Source organism: Simplicispira lacusdiani, from assembly GCF_003604195.1.
Classification (GTDB): Bacteria; Pseudomonadota; Gammaproteobacteria; order Burkholderiales; family Burkholderiaceae_C; genus Simplicispira; species Simplicispira lacusdiani.
Genome location: NZ_QXGR01000002.1, coordinates 131,402 through 147,251, shown reverse-complemented (window position 1 = coordinate 147,251; position 15,850 = coordinate 131,402). Strand labels below are relative to the sequence as shown.

At 69.0% G+C, this 15,850-nt stretch carries 14 protein-coding genes; 10 read left to right on the top strand and 4 right to left on the bottom strand.

Annotated elements, in window-relative coordinates; all coding sequences use genetic code 11:
* Positions 1-80: 80 nt before the first annotated feature.
* From D8S75_RS03255 to D8S75_RS03240, 4 genes are all read right to left on the bottom strand, one after another.
* Entirely contained in the window at positions 81-1,334 is a 1,254-nt protein-coding gene (locus D8S75_RS03255; RefSeq protein ID WP_119964520.1) for a YjgN family protein, read from the bottom strand.
* A gap of 275 nt (positions 1,335-1,609) precedes the next feature.
* Positions 1,610-2,389: an rRNA pseudouridine synthase gene (locus D8S75_RS03250; RefSeq protein WP_119964519.1), complete on the bottom strand. Its 780-nt coding sequence runs from the start codon at positions 2,387-2,389 to the stop codon at positions 1,610-1,612.
* Positions 2,382-4,046 (bottom strand): MBL fold metallo-hydrolase, encoded by a 1,665-nt coding sequence (locus tag D8S75_RS03245; protein WP_119964518.1) that lies wholly within the window; start codon positions 4,044-4,046, stop codon positions 2,382-2,384. The genes D8S75_RS03250 and D8S75_RS03245 overlap by 8 nt, the downstream gene beginning before the upstream one ends.
* Before the next feature lie 190 nt (positions 4,047-4,236).
* Positions 4,237-4,941 carry a glutathione S-transferase N-terminal domain-containing protein gene (locus D8S75_RS03240; protein WP_119964517.1) on the bottom strand — a complete coding sequence of 235 codons (705 nt, stop codon included), beginning with the start codon at positions 4,939-4,941 and terminating at the stop codon, positions 4,237-4,239.
* Positions 4,942-5,038: 97 nt separating this feature from the next.
* Here D8S75_RS03240 and dapF point away from each other — a divergent pair, with 97 nt between their 5' ends.
* From dapF to mraZ, 10 genes are all read left to right on the top strand, one after another.
* Positions 5,039-5,917 (top strand): diaminopimelate epimerase, encoded by an 879-nt coding sequence (gene dapF / locus D8S75_RS03235; RefSeq protein ID WP_119964516.1) that lies wholly within the window; start codon positions 5,039-5,041, stop codon positions 5,915-5,917.
* Entirely contained in the window at positions 5,914-6,612 is a 699-nt protein-coding gene (locus tag D8S75_RS03230) for a DUF484 family protein (protein ID WP_119964515.1), read from the top strand. The genes dapF and D8S75_RS03230 overlap by 4 nt, the downstream gene beginning before the upstream one ends.
* A gap of 168 nt (positions 6,613-6,780) precedes the next feature.
* Complete coding sequence (locus D8S75_RS03225) at positions 6,781-7,731, top strand: tyrosine recombinase XerC (RefSeq protein WP_119964514.1); 951 nt, start codon at positions 6,781-6,783, stop codon at positions 7,729-7,731.
* A 31-nt stretch (positions 7,732-7,762) separates the two neighbouring features.
* Positions 7,763-8,986: a class I SAM-dependent rRNA methyltransferase gene (locus D8S75_RS03220; RefSeq protein WP_119964513.1), complete on the top strand. Its 1,224-nt coding sequence runs from the start codon at positions 7,763-7,765 to the stop codon at positions 8,984-8,986.
* Between the two features lie 198 nt (positions 8,987-9,184).
* Positions 9,185-10,285: a CobW family GTP-binding protein gene (locus D8S75_RS03215; protein ID WP_119964512.1), complete on the top strand. Its 1,101-nt coding sequence runs from the start codon at positions 9,185-9,187 to the stop codon at positions 10,283-10,285.
* 177 nt (positions 10,286-10,462) lie between these two features.
* Positions 10,463-11,191 (top strand): RNA polymerase-binding protein DksA, encoded by a 729-nt coding sequence (gene dksA / locus D8S75_RS03210; protein WP_119964511.1) that lies wholly within the window; start codon positions 10,463-10,465, stop codon positions 11,189-11,191.
* A gap of 49 nt (positions 11,192-11,240) precedes the next feature.
* Complete coding sequence (locus D8S75_RS03205) at positions 11,241-12,986, top strand: STAS domain-containing protein (protein ID WP_119964510.1); 1,746 nt, start codon at positions 11,241-11,243, stop codon at positions 12,984-12,986.
* A 176-nt stretch (positions 12,987-13,162) separates the two neighbouring features.
* Positions 13,163-13,729 (top strand): ATP-dependent protease subunit HslV, encoded by a 567-nt coding sequence (gene hslV / locus D8S75_RS03200; protein ID WP_119964509.1) that lies wholly within the window; start codon positions 13,163-13,165, stop codon positions 13,727-13,729.
* Between the two features lie 80 nt (positions 13,730-13,809).
* Positions 13,810-15,126: an ATP-dependent protease ATPase subunit HslU gene (hslU, locus tag D8S75_RS03195; protein WP_119964508.1), complete on the top strand. Its 1,317-nt coding sequence runs from the start codon at positions 13,810-13,812 to the stop codon at positions 15,124-15,126.
* Positions 15,127-15,421: 295 nt separating this feature from the next.
* Positions 15,422-15,850, top strand: coding sequence for a division/cell wall cluster transcriptional repressor MraZ (mraZ, locus tag D8S75_RS03190; RefSeq protein ID WP_119964507.1), 429 nt, complete (start codon positions 15,422-15,424; stop codon positions 15,848-15,850).

The window sequence follows — 15,850 nt, the reverse complement described above, 5'->3', positions numbered from 1 at the left end:
GGGGGCGTCCCCCTGCCCGCATCGCGCAGCGATGCGAGAGCGGGGGGAAGCGGCGTAGCCGCTCAGGGGGGTGTTCCTCATCACCCGATCAGATCCAACCCGGCCGCATCGGCCAGCGCGTCGCCCAGGCCGCCTTCCTGCTGGCGTGCCAGGGTACCGGCCACCTGGTCCGCGCCGCCCTTGACGTGCAGCGTGACCGATTCGAGCTTCATGCGGTATTCGCTGACGCGGGCGAACGGCCGGTACAGGCCCAGCGTGAGCAGCGTGAACAGCAGGTTGCGGATGCGCAGCCCCACATAGCCGCGCGTGCCCAGGCCGCACTTGAAGCGCGCCACCTGGCTCAGGCCGATGTTGTTCCACAGCAGTTGGAACATGCGCGCCTCGCGGTAGGCGCGGGCCGGGGCCGAGGCCAGGAGCAGCAGGAAGAACAGCGTGAACAGCCCGGCCAGGATGGCGAAGAAGATCCACAGGCCCGCACGCTCGCCCTGGCCCTTCAGCAGCGCGGCCGAGCCGCCCGCCAGCACCGCCACCAGCACCCCGATGCCCAGCACGCACAGCAGGAACACCGCCACCGTGGCCAGCCAGACCTTGACGAAATCCAGGTACACCGGCTTCCAACGGCCCGGCTCGGCGCCCAGATGGGTGCGCAGCACCAGCAGGCTCTTGTAGTTGTATTCGAGGCGGATGAAGCACAGCACGGACAGCACCAGGCCCAGCAACACCAGCCCCACCATGGGCGCCGTGATGTGTGGCATGCGTGGAGAAGCTTCGTCGCCCGCCAGCTCCTGCGCAGCGGCCGCTGTTTCCGGTGCCAGGGCCTGCAGGCCGAACACCACCCCCATCCACACCAGGGCCAGGGCGAACACCGGCCAGCTCGCGGTGTAGACCTCGCGCCAGCTCGCGGCGAACTGCAGGCGCAGACCCCGCCAGCGCGTGGCCGACAGGCGAAAGCGCATGGCGCTGGCCCAGATGTAGGGAGCGAGCACCGCGCCCGCGAGCAGGAACAGGGCCACGGCCGTGTCCTGCCCGGTGTTGGCGGCGATGTTGTAGGCTAGCGTGATCAGCACCAGCAGCACGAAGCCCTTGACCATCTTGCCCTGCGGCGCGGTGAATTCGAGCGGGCTGCCGGCCACCTGCGTGTGGCCGTAGAAATACTGCGCCGTGCGCCGCCGCGCCCAGGGGGTGTACAGGCCCAGGGTGACGATGCTCAGCAGCACGTTGACGATCCAGACCCGGAAATACTCGCCGCCGCTGCCGGTGAATGCCAGAGGGTGGGCGTCGATCATCGGTGCGGCATTCGCCGGGGCGCTGCTGCTGCTGTTGCGTTGGTCCATGGTCTCCCTCCAGGGTGGCTGGGCAGTGTAGCAGTGGAGGGCAGGTTTTTAAGTCAAAAATGCCTTCGCGGCGCATACATGCTGCGCAGGCAGCTATGGTTTTTGATGCCCGTTATCCATGGAGCCGTGCATCACCCGAATCGCATGACACGGGCGCGGCCCAGACCAGGGCTCCCGCGCAAGGGCCGCCCCGCCGCGCTGGGAGCGTCCCCCTGCCCGCAGCGCGCAGCGCAGCGAGAGCGGGGGGAAGGCGCCGAAGGCGACTCAGGGGGGTGTCAGAACTTCTCCCAGGGTTGCAGATAGCGCCACTGCCCCTCGGGCACCTTGGCCAGCGGCACGCGGCCGATGCGGATGCGCTTGATGGCCCGCACCTGCAGGCCCACGGCCTCGCACATGGCCGGGATCTGGCCAGGCCGGATGCCCTTGAGCGCGAAGCGCAGGCGCGTTTCGTTCTGCCAGCTCACCTTGATGGGCGGCAGCGGCCGGCCGTTGAAGCTCAGGCCATGGCAGAGCTTCTTCAGGCCGTTCTCAGCGATCTGGCCCGCCACCTCGACGATGCATTCCTGCTCCAGCGTCTCGATGTCTTCCTGCAGCTTGCGCGCGATGCGTTTGTCCTGCGTGTAGACCACGAGACCGCTGGCCGGCGTGGGCAGCGGCGTGAAGCATTCCAGCTGCTTGAAATGGCGCAGCAGCACGCGGATGCCGGCGGCGTCCTCGGGCAGGTGGCTCTGCGCGTTCAGCAGCGTCAGGGCGGACGGCGCGCCCTGGCTGCGGCTGCCATGCGCGGCCGCGCCCGCCTCCAGCCCCAGCCCGGCTTCAAAGCCCGGCGGCTTGTGCAGCAGCAGGGTGACGGGGGTCAGTTCCAGCAGGCTGGCGTCCGGCGCCAGTTCCACGCGCTGCTGCGGCGCGACGCGCGCGCCAGGCAGCTCGACGACGCGGCCGTCGACGCTGACCCAGCCGCCCTCGATGTACTGCTCGGCGGTGCCGCGCGAGAGGCCCAGCTCGACCGCCAGGCGCTTGGCCAGGCGCACGGTGTTGTCGCGGGGCTCAGTCATTGCCAGGCTCCATGGCGCGGATGCGCTCCACATGCGCGATCAGCGAGCGCTGGGCCAGCGGCCACATGCGCGGCGGCACGTCGGCGTAGGCCAGTTCCACCCACTGTTCCACCGTGCCCTCGGGCAGTTGCCGCATGGCGGCGATGACCTTGGCCTCGCGTGCCAGGCGGTGGCCCTTGAGCTGGGCGATGGCGGCGCGTGCCTCGCCCAGCACATGGCCGTGCGCGGGCAGGATGAACTCCACGCCGTGTTCGGCGCAGAGCGCATCGAGCCGGTCGAGCGCATCAAGGTAGTCGGCCATGTTGCCGTCGGGCGGGTTGATGATGGTGGTGCTGCCGTTGAGGATGTGGTCGCCGGAGAACAGCAGGCCGTCTTCCACCAGCAGCAGGCACACATGGTTGGCCGCATGGCCGGGCGTGTGCACCACCCGCAGGGTATGGGTGATTTCGCCATCCAGCCCTTTGCCGGTGAGCGTGAGCAGCTCATCATTCGATAGCGTCCGGTCGGGCGTGAACGCACTGTCGGCGCGTGCCGTGGGGGCCGAGGGCAGGCCCAGGATGGGCGGCGTGGCGCGGCCCGCGCGCTGGCACATCTGCTGCAGCGGCAGAGCGCCGGGGGAGTGGTCGGGGTGCGAATGTGTGCACACGATCATGCGCAGGTCGCCGCCCGCCGCGCGCCACAGGCGTTCCAGGTGCTCGGTGTCCGCCGGGCCGGGGTCGATGGCGATGTAGCCCGTGGCCGGGTCGCCCACGAGGTAGCTGTTGGTGCCAGGGCCGGTCATCACGCCGGGGTTGGGGGCGGTCAGGCGCTGCACGTTCTTCAGCAGCGGCACGGCGCGCTCGCTCTGCCAATCGAGCGGGTGGGCGATCTGCCCGTCGGGGCAGACCAGGGCCAGCTCGCCGAAGGGCATTTCGTCCTCCATGTAGCGCGCTTCCTTGCCGGCCAGCAGGCCGGCGCGCGGGCAGCTCGTCCACAGCGGGGCTTCGCTCACGGCGCAGGCGGCCAGCACATCGTCCACGCGCGCAAACTGCGCCAGGCGCTGCAGCGTGCGGATGGTCGGGAAGATCATGAAGAAGCCGCCGGCGGCGTAGCGCTCCAGGGCGTCTTGCGGGCGTACCCACTGGGGCTCGAACTGCTCGGCCTCGTCGGCCACGGGGGTCTGGCCCTCGGGCATGCGCGCCACGAGGAAGGGCACGTCGAAGCGCTTGGGCAGGTCGCGGTCGGTGATCCAGCGCGCCAGGGTGAACACGCCGTCGGCCGCCAGCCGCAGGCCCAGCGCCTGGCACTGCGCGGCGAAGGGGGCGTGGCGGTCCAGCGCAGCGATGTCGTCGGCGCCGGCCCAGCGGCCGTCGGCATGGCGTGCCAGCAGCACGCCCAGCTCCTCGAAGCTCTCGCGGATGGCGGCGATGGCCTGGGTGAGCTGTTCGTCGCCTTGCGCGCTGCGGCGCGCGGCGGCGCCGTGGGATTGCGCGTCCAGCGCGTCGATGCCGCCGCCGGGGAACACGTAAGCACCGGGCGCGAAGCTGGCTTTCGTCGAGCGGCGCGTCATCAGCACCTCCAGCCCCTGTGCGCCATCGCGCAGCAGCAGCACGGTGGCGGCGTTCAAGGTGGGGACGGGCGGGCGGGGCGGGTGCAGGAGCTGGCTGGGGCGAGTCATGGCTGCATTATGAGCACCCCAAGATATGAGCACCCCCCTGAGCGGCTGCGCCGCTTCCCCCCGCTCTCGCAGCGCTGCGGGCAGGGGGACGCTCCCGGCGCGGCGGGGCGGCCCTTGCGCGGGAGCCCTGGTCTGGGGGCGCGCCTGTGCCACAGGCCGCTGATGGTGCGTCGGCGCAGCGGATGACGAATCAGTCGCGCGCAGGAATGGCCAGCCCGCGCTGCACTGCCGGGCGCTCCACGAAGGCCGCCAGCGCGCGCTGCACCTGCGGGAACCGGCTGAACTCCACCAGGTCGCCCGCAGCGTAATAGCCCACGAGGTTGCGCACCCAGGGGAAGATGGCGATGTCGGCGATGGTGTAGTCCTCGCCCATGACCCAGCGGCGGCCCGTCAGGCGCTGCTCCAGCACGCCGAGCAGGCGCTTGGATTCGGCCACGTAGCGGTCGCGCGGGCGCTTGTCCTCGTAGTCCTTGCCGGCGAACTTGTAGAAGAAGCCGACCTGGCCGAACATCGGCCCCACGCCGCCCACCTGCCACATCAGCCACTGCAGCGTCTCGTAGCGCGCGGCGGCATCCTGTGGCAGGAAGCGCCCGGTCTTCTCGGCCAGGTACCAGAGGATGGCGCCCGACTCGAACAGCGCCAGCGGCTGGCCGCCCGGGCCCTGCGGGTCGATGATGGCGGGGATCTTGTTGTTGGGGTTGAGCGAGAGGAATTCGGGCGTGAACTGGTCGTTGGTGTCGAAGCTCACCAGGTGCGGCTCGTAAGGCAGGCCGGTTTCCTCCAGCAGGATCGCCGCCTTCACGCCGTTGGGCGTGGGCAGGGAGTAGAGCTGGAGGCGTTCGGGGTGGCGCGCTGGCCATTTGCGGGTGATGGGAAAGTCGGAGAGATCGGCCATGGAAATCCTTCAAGCAGGGCATGCGGCCCCAAAAAAACCGGAGCCTAATGCGTCGGCATAACCGCCGCAGGCCGGGGGCATTGCGATAATCTGCGGCATGCAGATCCGTTTCACCAAGATGCAGGGCGCGGGCAACGACTTCGTCGTGCTCGACGAGACCCAGGGCCGCCTGGGGCTCACGGCGGCGCAGTACCGCTTCCTGGCCGACCGCCATTTCGGCGTGGGGGCCGACCAGATCCTCACCGTGCGCCCCGCGCCGGCGCCGGGCCTGGACTTCGAATACGTGATCCACAACGCCGACGGCGGCGAGGTGGAGCAGTGCGGCAACGGCGCGCGCTGCTTCGCGCGCTATGTGCGCGACAAGGGCCTCACGCAGAAAGACACCATCCGGGTGCAGACGCTCGCGGGCGTGATCGCGCCCCAGCTCACGCCCGACGGCCGCGTCACCGTGGACATGGGCCGGCCGTGGTTCGACCCGGCGCGCGTGCCCTTCGACGCCTCGGGCCTGACTCCCGTGCCCCAGGGTTCAGGGCAAAAATGGCCTCTGGCACTGGAGGATAAAGCGCCAGTAGCTACGGTTTTGGTAGCGGTCGTGTCCATGGGAAACCCGCACGCCGTGCAATTGGTCGATGACGTGGACACCGCTCCCGTGGCCCAGGTGGGCGCGCTGGTCGAGCGCCACGCGCGCTTTCCGCAGCGCGTGAACGCCGGCTTCCTGCAGATCGTGGACCGTGGCCAGGTGCGCCTGCGCGTGTACGAGCGCGGCGCGGGCGAGACGCTGGCCTGCGGCACGGGCGCCTGCGCGGCCGTGGCGGCCGGCATCCGCCTCGGGCTGCTCGATGCGCGCGTGGATGTGCGCACCCGTGGCGGCCTGCTCACCATCGCCTGGAGCGGCCAGGAGGCCGACTCCGTTTTCATGACCGGCCCGGCCACCACCGTTTTCGAAGGCCAGATCGACCTCCCCGACGCACCATGAACTCCAGCAACACCATCCCTCCCATCACCGAAGACGACATCGCCGAATTCCTGCTGCGCACCCCCGGCTTCTTCGAGCGCCACGCCGAGGTGCTGGCCGGCGTGCAGCTCACCAGCCCGCACGGCCAGCGCGCCGTGAGCCTGCAGGAGCGCCAGGCCGAGATGCTGCGCGAGAAGATCAAGGGCCTGGAGCAGCGCGTGATGGAGATGGTGCGCAACAGCCACGAAAACGAGGCCATCGCGCAGAAGGTGCACCACTGGACGGGCTCGCTGCTGCAGGTGCGCGACCCGATCGACCTGCCCTCGGCGGTGGCCGAGGGCGTGCGCGCGCTGTTCGACGTGCCGCAGGCCGCCGTGCGCGTGTGGGGCGTCTCGGGCGCCTACATCGACTGCGACTTCGCCCTGGGCGCCAGCGAGGACGCCCAGGCCTTCGCCAGTTCGCTCACCATGCCGTTCTGCGGCCCCAACCTGGGCTTCGAGCCGGCCGGCTGGCTGGAGTCCGCGCCCGAGGGCGCGCAGGCGCAGTCCATCGCCCTGCTGCCGCTGCGCGTGGGCGCCATCGACAGCGCCACGCCGGCCTTCGGCCTGCTGGTGCTGGGCTCGCCCGACCCGCAGCGCTTCGATGCCACCATGGGCACCGACTTCCTGGCGCGCATGGCGGAACTCGCCAGCGCCGCGCTGATGCGCTTGAGGTGATGTGACCACCCCCCTGTGGCGCTTTGCGCCTTCCCCCCGCTCTCGCATCGCTGGGCGATGCGGGCAGGGGGACGCCACCAGCGCGGCGGGGCGGCCCTTGCGCGGTGGCCGCTGGCCTGGGCCGCGCCGGTTTCATGGGCTGTGGGTGGTGCGCAAAGCGGCCCACGCATGACCACGCCTGCGCCACTGCCGCCCGAAGCCCTGCGCTACCTGGAGCATGTGCGCGTGGAAAAGCGGCTGGCCGCGCGCACCGTCACCCTCTACACGCTCGACCTGGAAAAGCTCGCCCGTTTCTCCGCGCAGGTGGAGGTGCCCTTGCTGCGTCTGCAGACGGCGCACATCCGCCGCTTCGTGGCGCTGATGCACGGCAGCGGGCGGGGCGGGCGCGGCATCGCGCTCATTCTCTCGGGCTGGCGCGGCTTCTTTGCCTGGGCGGCGGCGCAGGGCCTGGTGCCCAGCAATCCGGTGCAGGGCGTGCGCGCGCCGCGCGCGCCCAAGCCGCTGCCCAAGGCGCTGGGCGTGGACGACGCGGTGCGCCTGGCCGAATTCAGCCACGACGGGGCCGACCCCTGGCTGGAGGCGCGCGACGCCGCCATGGTCGAACTGCTCTACGGCTGCGGCCTGCGCGTGGGCGAACTGGCCGGCCTGGACGTGGCGCCTGGCCCCGATACCGAGCGCCTGGGCCGGGGCTGGATCGACCTGCAGGCCGCCGAGGCCCATGTGCTGGGCAAGGGCAGCAAGCGCCGCAGCCTGCCCGTGGGCGCGGCCGCGCTGCAGGCGCTGCAGGCCTGGCTGCAGCTGCGCGCCACGCCGTTCGCGCCCGGCAGGCTGGATGGGGCGCTGTTCGTCGGCCAGCGTGGCGCGCGGCTCACGGCGCAGTCCATCTGGCTGCGCCTGCGCCAGCGCAGCCAACTGGCCGGGCTGACCACGCCGGTGCACCCGCACATGCTGCGCCACTCGTTCGCCAGCCACCTGCTGCAGTCCAGCGGCGACCTGCGCGCCGTGCAGGAGCTGCTGGGCCACGCCAACATCACCACCACGCAGGTCTACACCCGGCTCGATTACCAGCACCTGGCCCAGGTGTACGACCAGGCCCACCCGCGCGCCCGGAAGAAGTAGCCACGGGCCCGGGCAGGCGACAATCCCGGGCATGAAAACGATTCGACTTCGACCCGGCAAGGAGCGCTCGCTGCAGCGCCGCCACCCCTGGATCTTTGACAGCGCCATCGCCAAGGGCGGCGGCGACAGCGGCGAGACGGTGCGCGTGGAATCGCACGAGGGCCAGTTCCTGGCCTGGGCGGCGTTCAGCCCGCAGTCGCGCATCCGCGCGCGGGTGTGGAGCTTCGACGAAAAGCAGCGCATCGATGCTCCGTTTTTCGAAGCTGCTTGCGCTCGCGCCATAAGGGCTAGAGCCCGATTTGATATCAAAAGCAACGGCGTGCGCCTGGTGCACGGCGAATCCGACGGCCTGCCCGGGCTCATCGTGGACCGCTACGGCGACACGCTGGTGGCGCAGTTCACCAGCGCCGGCACCGAGCGCTGGAAGGCCGTGCTGGCCGACGCGCTGCTCAAGGAAACGGGCCTCACGCGCCTGTACGAACGCTCGGACGCCAGCGTGCGCCAGCTCGAAGGGCTGGAGAGCAGCACCGGCTGGCTGCGCGGCGGCCCGGCGGACGGCGGCGAGGCGCCGCCGCTGGAGCTGGAGATCCACGAGCACCAGTGGCGCCTGACGCTCAACATCGCCGAGGGCCACAAGACCGGCTTCTACCTCGACCAGCGCGACAGCCGCAAGCGCTTCGCCGACAGCGTGCAGCGCCTGGGCCTGCGCCGCGTGCTCAACTGCTATTGCTACACCGGGGGCTTCTCGGTGGCGGCGCTGGCGGGCCAGCGCGCGGCCGGGGTGCTGGACGGCGAGGTGACCTCCATCGATTCGTCGGGCCCGGCGCTGGAACGCGCCCGGGCGCATGTGGCTCTCAACGGCTTCGACGCGGCGCGCGCCACCTTCCTGGACGCCGACGTGAACGCCTCGCTGCGCCAGTTTCTCAAGGACGGGCGCCGCTTCGACGCCATCGTGCTCGACCCGCCGAAGTTCGCCCCCACGGCCGCGCACGCCGAGCGCGCCGCGCGCGCCTACAAGGACATCAACCGCCTGGCGCTGCAGCTGCTGGAGCCGGGCGGGGTGCTCTACACCTTCTCGTGCTCGGGCGGCATCAGCGCCGACCTGTTCCACAAGATCGTGGCCTCGGCCGGCGCCGACGCGGGCGTGGACGGCTACATCCTGGAGCGCCTGGGCGGCGCGCCCGACCACCCCATGACGCTGGAATTCCCCGAGGGCGAGTACCTCAAGGGGCTGGCCGTCATGCGCAAGCCGTGAAGTGCAGGTTGGTTTGCTATTGAAAATATAGCTTGTAGCGCAATAACCATGCGTACCACGGCATGAAAAAGCTTTGAATACCAGAAGGCCGCACCGCCAGCGCAGCTTGACAGCCCCGCTAAACTGCTCCCATCCCTGAACCCGATACCCCGCCGACGCCCCACGGTGCCGGCGCCACCGCATTTCCCAAGGCTCTCCATGTCCCTCATTCCCGCCACCATCCTGACCGGCTTCCTGGGCTCGGGCAAGACCACGCTGCTCAAGCGCCTGCTCTCCGAGGCCCACGGCCAGAAGATCGCCGTCATCGAGAACGAATTCGGCGAAGAGAACATCGACAACGACATCCTCGTGGCCGACACGAAGGAGCAGATCATCCAGATGAGCAACGGCTGCATCTGCTGCACCATCCGCGAAGACCTGCGCGAGACGCTGCAGCTGCTGGCCGCCAAGCGCCGCAAGGGCCTGCTGGCCTTCGACCGCGTGGTCATCGAGACCACCGGCCTGGCCGACCCCGGCCCGGTGGCGCAGACCTTCTTCATGGACGAGGAGATCGCCGAGACCTACCTCATCGACTCCATCATCACGCTGGTGGATGCCAAGCACGCGCACCAGCAGCTCGACGACCGCCAGGAGGCGCGCCGCCAGGTGGGCTTCGCCGACCAGATCTTCCTGTCCAAGGCCGACCTGGTGACGCCCGACGAGCAGGACGCCCTGGTCCACCGCCTCAAGCACATGAACCCGCGCGCGCCGATCAAGGCCGTGCATTTCGGCGAGGTGCCGCTGAACGAGGTGCTGGACCTGCGCGGCTTCAACCTCAACACCAAACTCGACATCGATCCCGATTTCCTCAAGGAGGAGGGCGCGGACGACCACAGCCACTGTGACCATGCGCACGGCCACTGCGACCACGACCATGACCACGGGCACCACCACCACGGCCATGCGCATGGCGAGCATTGCGACCATCCCTCGCACCAGCATGGCCGCCACCACCACCATGACGACGACGTCAAGAGCTTCGTCTACCGCGCCGAGCGCCCCTTCGATCCGGCCAAGCTGGAGGATTTCCTGGGTGCCATCGTCAATATCTATGGCCCGCGCATGCTGCGCTACAAGGGCGTGCTGCACATGAAGGGCACCGAGCGCAAGGTCATCTTCCAGGGGGTGCACCAGCTCATGGGCAGCGACCTGGGTCCCGAGTGGGCCGCGGGCGAGACGCGCCAGAGCAAGATGGTGTTCATCGGCATCGAACTGCCGCGCGACATCCTGATGCAGGGACTGGACCAGTGCCTGGCCTGACCCCGGGACCGCGCGTGGAACGGCGGGGTTGTGGGCAATTCGCAACGCTTCCGTCCCTGTCAGCGGGTGTCGATACAATCGCGCCCCGGTGAAGACAAGGGCATACTATTCATTCACCCTCCCGCCAGCGTCCCCCACCCGCTGCGCGGGTCCGCCCGAACCGCGAGGAGACAGGAAGTGAAAGCCGAAACCAGCAAACCCAAGGCGGCCACCAAGGCCCCTTCGGCCGCCACGAAAGCAGGCGCCGCCAAGGCGACTGCCAAGACGGCCGCCCCCGCGTCGCCAGCGGTCACCCAGCAGGTACCGGTGCGCAGCACTCGGCCTTCTTCCCGCCTGACCCAATTGACCGTACCATCCATGGCGCAGTCGGTTGCCTCGACCGCTGCCAAAGCGAGCTATACCAATACCATGCCCACCACCCTGCAAGTGTCGCCCCCCATCGCCTCCCCCAAGAAAGACGCCAAGCTGGCGAACAACTGGAAGACCAAGTCCGTTGAAGAGCTGACCGACGCCGAGGTGCTGGCCATGCCCGACAGCGAGTACATGAACGACAAGCAGATGGCGTTCTTCCGCCACAAGCTGGTGCTGCTCAAGCAGGACATGCACAACAACGCTGGCGAGACCACCGAGCACCTGCGCGAGGACACCGTGGTCGTGCCCGATCCGGCCGACCGCGCCACCATCGAGGAAGAGCACGCCCTGGAACTGCGCACGCGCGACCGTGAGCGCAAGCTGCTCAAGAAGATCGAGCAGTCCATCGCGCGCATCGACGCGGGCGACTACGGCTACTGCGACGAAACCGGCGAGCCCATCGGCGTCGGCCGCCTGCTGGCGCGCCCCACGGCCACCCTGTCGCTCGAAGCGCAGCAGCGCCGCGAACTCAAGCAGAAGATGTTCGGCGACTGATCTCCTTCCGGCATCCGTGCAGCTGCGGCACCCCTGACGAAGCACCCTCATGAGCAAGGAAGACTCCCCCTCCTCCGACGGCGGCCTCCTGTCCAAGATGGTGCGGTTCGTGCGCAACCCCACCGTCAACTGGTCCGATCTCGACTCCATCCAGGAGGACCGGGAGAGCCAGTACAGCAAGCAGATGCTCAAGGAGATGATCGAGCGCAAGCGGCGCAACGACTTCGTGCGCCGCCGGGAGTTCGACCAGTTGCGCAAGCTGCGGCAGCGCGACGCCCTGACGGGCCAGCGTACCGAAGACCCCGCGGCCCGCCCCTCGTTCTTCCAGAGCAGCCTCACCTCGCCCGATGACCGCGCCGGGACGATCAAGAAGATCGACGAGATCGAGGCGCAGATGTCGATGCAGTGGTGGAAGAGCAAGCAGAATGGCGATGCCACCGTGCAGGGCGAGCCGCCGGGCGCCGAGGGCGCGGCGGACGATGCCCAGACGGCCGCGCGCGCCTATGCGCCCACGGCGCCGCTGCCGTTGCACATGCCACTGGCGCCGCAGCCCGCGGCCGAGCCCCTGTTCGCGGACGACAGCATGCCCATCGAGGGTTTCGGCGCGACGGCGTCGCAGGCGCTGACAGGACGGTCCGCGCAGCCATCCGCGGCGGGTGCGCCGCGGCCGGCGGCCGAGCCCGCACCCGTAATGGAGGAATTCGTGCACGAACCCGACCTCGAAGAGGCAGCCATCCGCTTCGCCAACGGCGACCATGCCGGGGCCGAGGCCGGCCTGCTCGACGTGCTGACGCGGCATGCACAGGACGACCCGGACCAGCAGTTCGACATCTGGATGACGCTGTTCGACCTGTACCGGGCCACCGGCCAGCAAGACCGTTTCGACGCCCTGGCCATCGATTTCGCCGCCCGTTTCTCGCGCTCCGCGCCGCTGTGGTTCTCCATGCCCGAGCAGCTGGGGCTGGCCACCGTGGTGCAGGACACCCCCGTGCCTGCACGGCGCGATTTCAGCTGGAACGCGCCCCCGGCGCTCACCCTGCAGTCGGTGGCGGCACTGCAGGCCTCCCTGGCGCGGGCGTCCTCGCCCTGGACGCTGACCTGGTCGCGTATCACCAGCATCGACGACGCGGCCCTGACGGCGCTGGCCAACGAATTCACGCGCTGGGCCGATTTGGACACCCAGATCGTCTTCGTCGGGGCCGACACCCTGCAGGCGCTGATGGAGGCGAGTGCCCCGTCCGGGGACCGGGGCGTGAACCCCGAGTGGTGGCGCCTGCGCATGGCGGCCCTGCGCTTCATGGGCCGGCCGGACGAATTCGAGATGGTGGCGCTGGACTACTGCGTGACCTACGAGGTGTCGCCGCCATCGTGGGCGCAGCCGCGCTGCGGCTACAGCGATGGCTCGGTCAACGCCGAGCCCGTTTCCGCGCCCGCGCCGGTGCAGGACCTGGTGGCGCGGCCGCACTGGAAGGATTCGACCACGCCCGCCCCCCTGGAACCGAGCGCGCCGGCCTCCTTGGCGGCCTCCGGGCTGTCGGGCCATATCGAGGGCGACGCCACCCCCATGCTGACCGCCCTGGAGGGCCATGTACCGGCGGGGCAGCCGCTGCTGATCCCCTGCGACCTGCTGGTCCGCATCGATTTTTCCGCCGCCGGCTCGGTGCTCAACTGGGCGGCCGAGCAGCAGGCCCATGGCCGCGTGATCCAGTTCCAGAACCTGCACCGCCTGGTGGCGGTGTTCTTCAACGTGGTCGGCATCAACGAGCACGCCTGGGTGGTGCCGCGCAAGAATTAGGACAACCCCCTGAGCGGCTGCGCCGCTTCCCCCTTCTCTCGCCTCGCCGCGCGACGCGGGAAGGGAGACGCCGCCAGCGCGGCGGGGCGGCCCTTGCGCGGCGGTCGCTGGCCTGGGCCGCGCCAGTTCGGGCGCGTGCTTGCAAAACCAGGGGCTCGCCCCCATCTGCCGCTGCTATGAACTCCTCCTCACACGACACACCGGTGTTCCATGGAACCACCATCCTCAGCGTGCGCCGCCAGACGGCCGACGGCGTGCAGGTCGCCATCGGCGGCGATGGCCAGGTCACCCTGGGCAACATCGTCGTCAAGGGCTCGGCGCGCAAGGTGCGCAAGCTCCACCACGGCAAGGTGCTGGCCGGCTTCGCCGGCGCCACGGCCGACGCCTTCACGCTGTTCGAGCGCTTCGAGGCCAAGCTGGAAAAGCACCAGGGCCATCTGGCGCGCGCCGCCATCGAGCTGACCAAGGACTGGCGCACCGACCGCGTGCTGCGCCGCCTCGAAGCCATGCTGGCCGTCGCCGACCACGAAACCTCGCTCATCATCACCGGCAATGGCGATGTGCTGGAGCCGGAACAGGGGATCGTCGCCATCGGATCGGGTGGCGCCTACGCCCATTCGGCGGCCAAGGCGCTGCTGAACCACACCGAGCTGTCGGCCGAGGAGATCGTGCGCAAGTCACTGGCGATCGCGGGCGAGCTGTGCATTTACACCAATATGCACCACACCATCGAGACGCTCTGAGCGGCCTCGAATGCTATTTGTTTTATAGCTAATAGCGCTTGTTGAATGGGCGCTGCAGGCTGTTTTTATTGGAATTTCCCATGTCGTCCATGACCCCCCAGGAAATCGTTTCCGAACTCGACCGCCACATCGTCGGCCAGGCCGGCGCCAAGCGTGCCGTGGCCATCGCACTGCGCAACCGCTGGCGCCGCCAGCAGGTGCCCGAGGCGCTGCGCCACGAGATCACGCCCAAGAACATCCTCATGATCGGCCCCACCGGCGTGGGCAAGACCGAGATCGCGCGCCGCCTGGCGCGCCTGGCCGATGCGCCCTTCATCAAGGTCGAGGCCACCAAGTTCACCGAGGTGGGCTACGTGGGCAAGGACGTGGATGCCATCATCCGCGACCTGGCCGAGATGGCCGTCAAGCAGACGCGCGAGGCCGAGATGAGGAAGATGCGCACCCGCGCCGAGGACGCGGCCGAGGAGCGCATCCTCGATGTGCTGATTCCCAGCGCGCGCACGGGCGAGGCGCCCGCCGACAGCACGGCGCGCCAGGTGTTCCGCAAGAAGCTGCGCGAGGGCCAGCTCGACGCCAAGGAGATCGAGATCGACCTGGCCGAAAGCCGCCCCCAGCTGGAGATCATGGGCCCCGCAGGCATGGAGGACATGGCCGAGCAGTTGCGTGGCGTGTTCAGCCAGATGGGCCAGGAGCGGCGCAAGACGCGCAAGCTGACCATCGCCGAGGCGCGCAAGCAGCTTGTCGAGGAAGAGGCGGGCAAGCTGGTGAACGAGGAAGAGATCAAGCTGCGCGCCATTCAGAACGCCGAGCAGAACGGCATTGTCTTCATCGACGAGATCGACAAGGTGGCGGCGCGCCAGGAAACCAGCGGCGCCGACGTTTCGCGCCAGGGCGTGCAGCGCGACCTGCTGCCGCTGGTGGAGGGCACCACCGTGTCCACCAAGTACGGCATGGTCAAGACCGACCACATCCTGTTCATCGCCTCGGGCGCCTTCCACCTCGCCAAGCCCAGCGACCTGATCCCCGAACTGCAGGGGCGCTTCCCGATCCGCGTGGAACTGGGCTCGCTGTCCGTGCAGGACTTCGAGGCCATCCTCACGCAGACGCACGCTTCGCTCGTGCGCCAGTACCAGGCCCTGCTGGCCACCGAGGGCGTGGCGCTGGAGTTCACGCCCGAGGGCATCACGCGGCTGGCGCGCATCGCCTACGAGGTCAACGAGCGCACCGAGAACATCGGCGCGCGCCGCCTGTCCACCGTGATGGAGCGCCTCCTCGACGAAGTCAGCTTCGATGCCGCGCACCGCGCCGGCCAGACCGTGACCGTGGACGCCGCCTATGTGGACGAACGCCTGCAGGCCCTGAGCCAGGACGAAGACCTCTCGCGCTTCATCCTCTGAGCCCCTGCGCTCGGCCGGGACCCCGCTCCGGCGGGGATTTTTTTGCCATGGATCAAGCCTCAGGTGTTACTTTCACAGGGCTTTCTAACTGCTTCCCCTGTAACGGTTTTTGCGTGTCGGCTGGGTGCGAAATCGCGCCTAAGTCCTTGATTTCATTGCAAGAAGATGTTGCAGCCCCCCTTGCTGGCGGTGCTTTTCCTGCTACAGTGCAAAAAAGTGCAATTAAGTGGTGAAAAGTGCCAAAACCTTCCTGTCCGAGAAGGTGCGGCGCCAACCAACAGCAAGGGGTGGGTCAGTGTTTCAAGGGGCTTCTTCGCTCAGTCTGGATGCGAAGGGTCGGCTTTCCGTGCCGACCCGGCACCGTGACGCCCTGAGCGCGCAAGCCGCCGGCCAGCTCACCATCACCCGCCATCCGCACGGCTGCCTGATGGTCTTCCCGCGCCCCGAATGGGAGAAGTTCCGCGAGCGCATCGCCCAACTGCCCATGTCGGCCCAGGGCTGGAAGCGCATCTTCATGGGCTATGCCATGGACGTCGAGATGGACGCCACCGGCCGCGTGCTGGTCTCGCCCGAGCTGCGCGAGGCCGCTGGCCTGACCAAGGACGCCATCCTGCTGGGCATGGGCAACCACCTTGAACTGTGGGACAAGGCCGCCTACGAGGCCCAGGAGGCCGCCGCCATGCAGGGCGAGATGCCCGAGGCGTTCAAGGATTTCTCCTTCTGA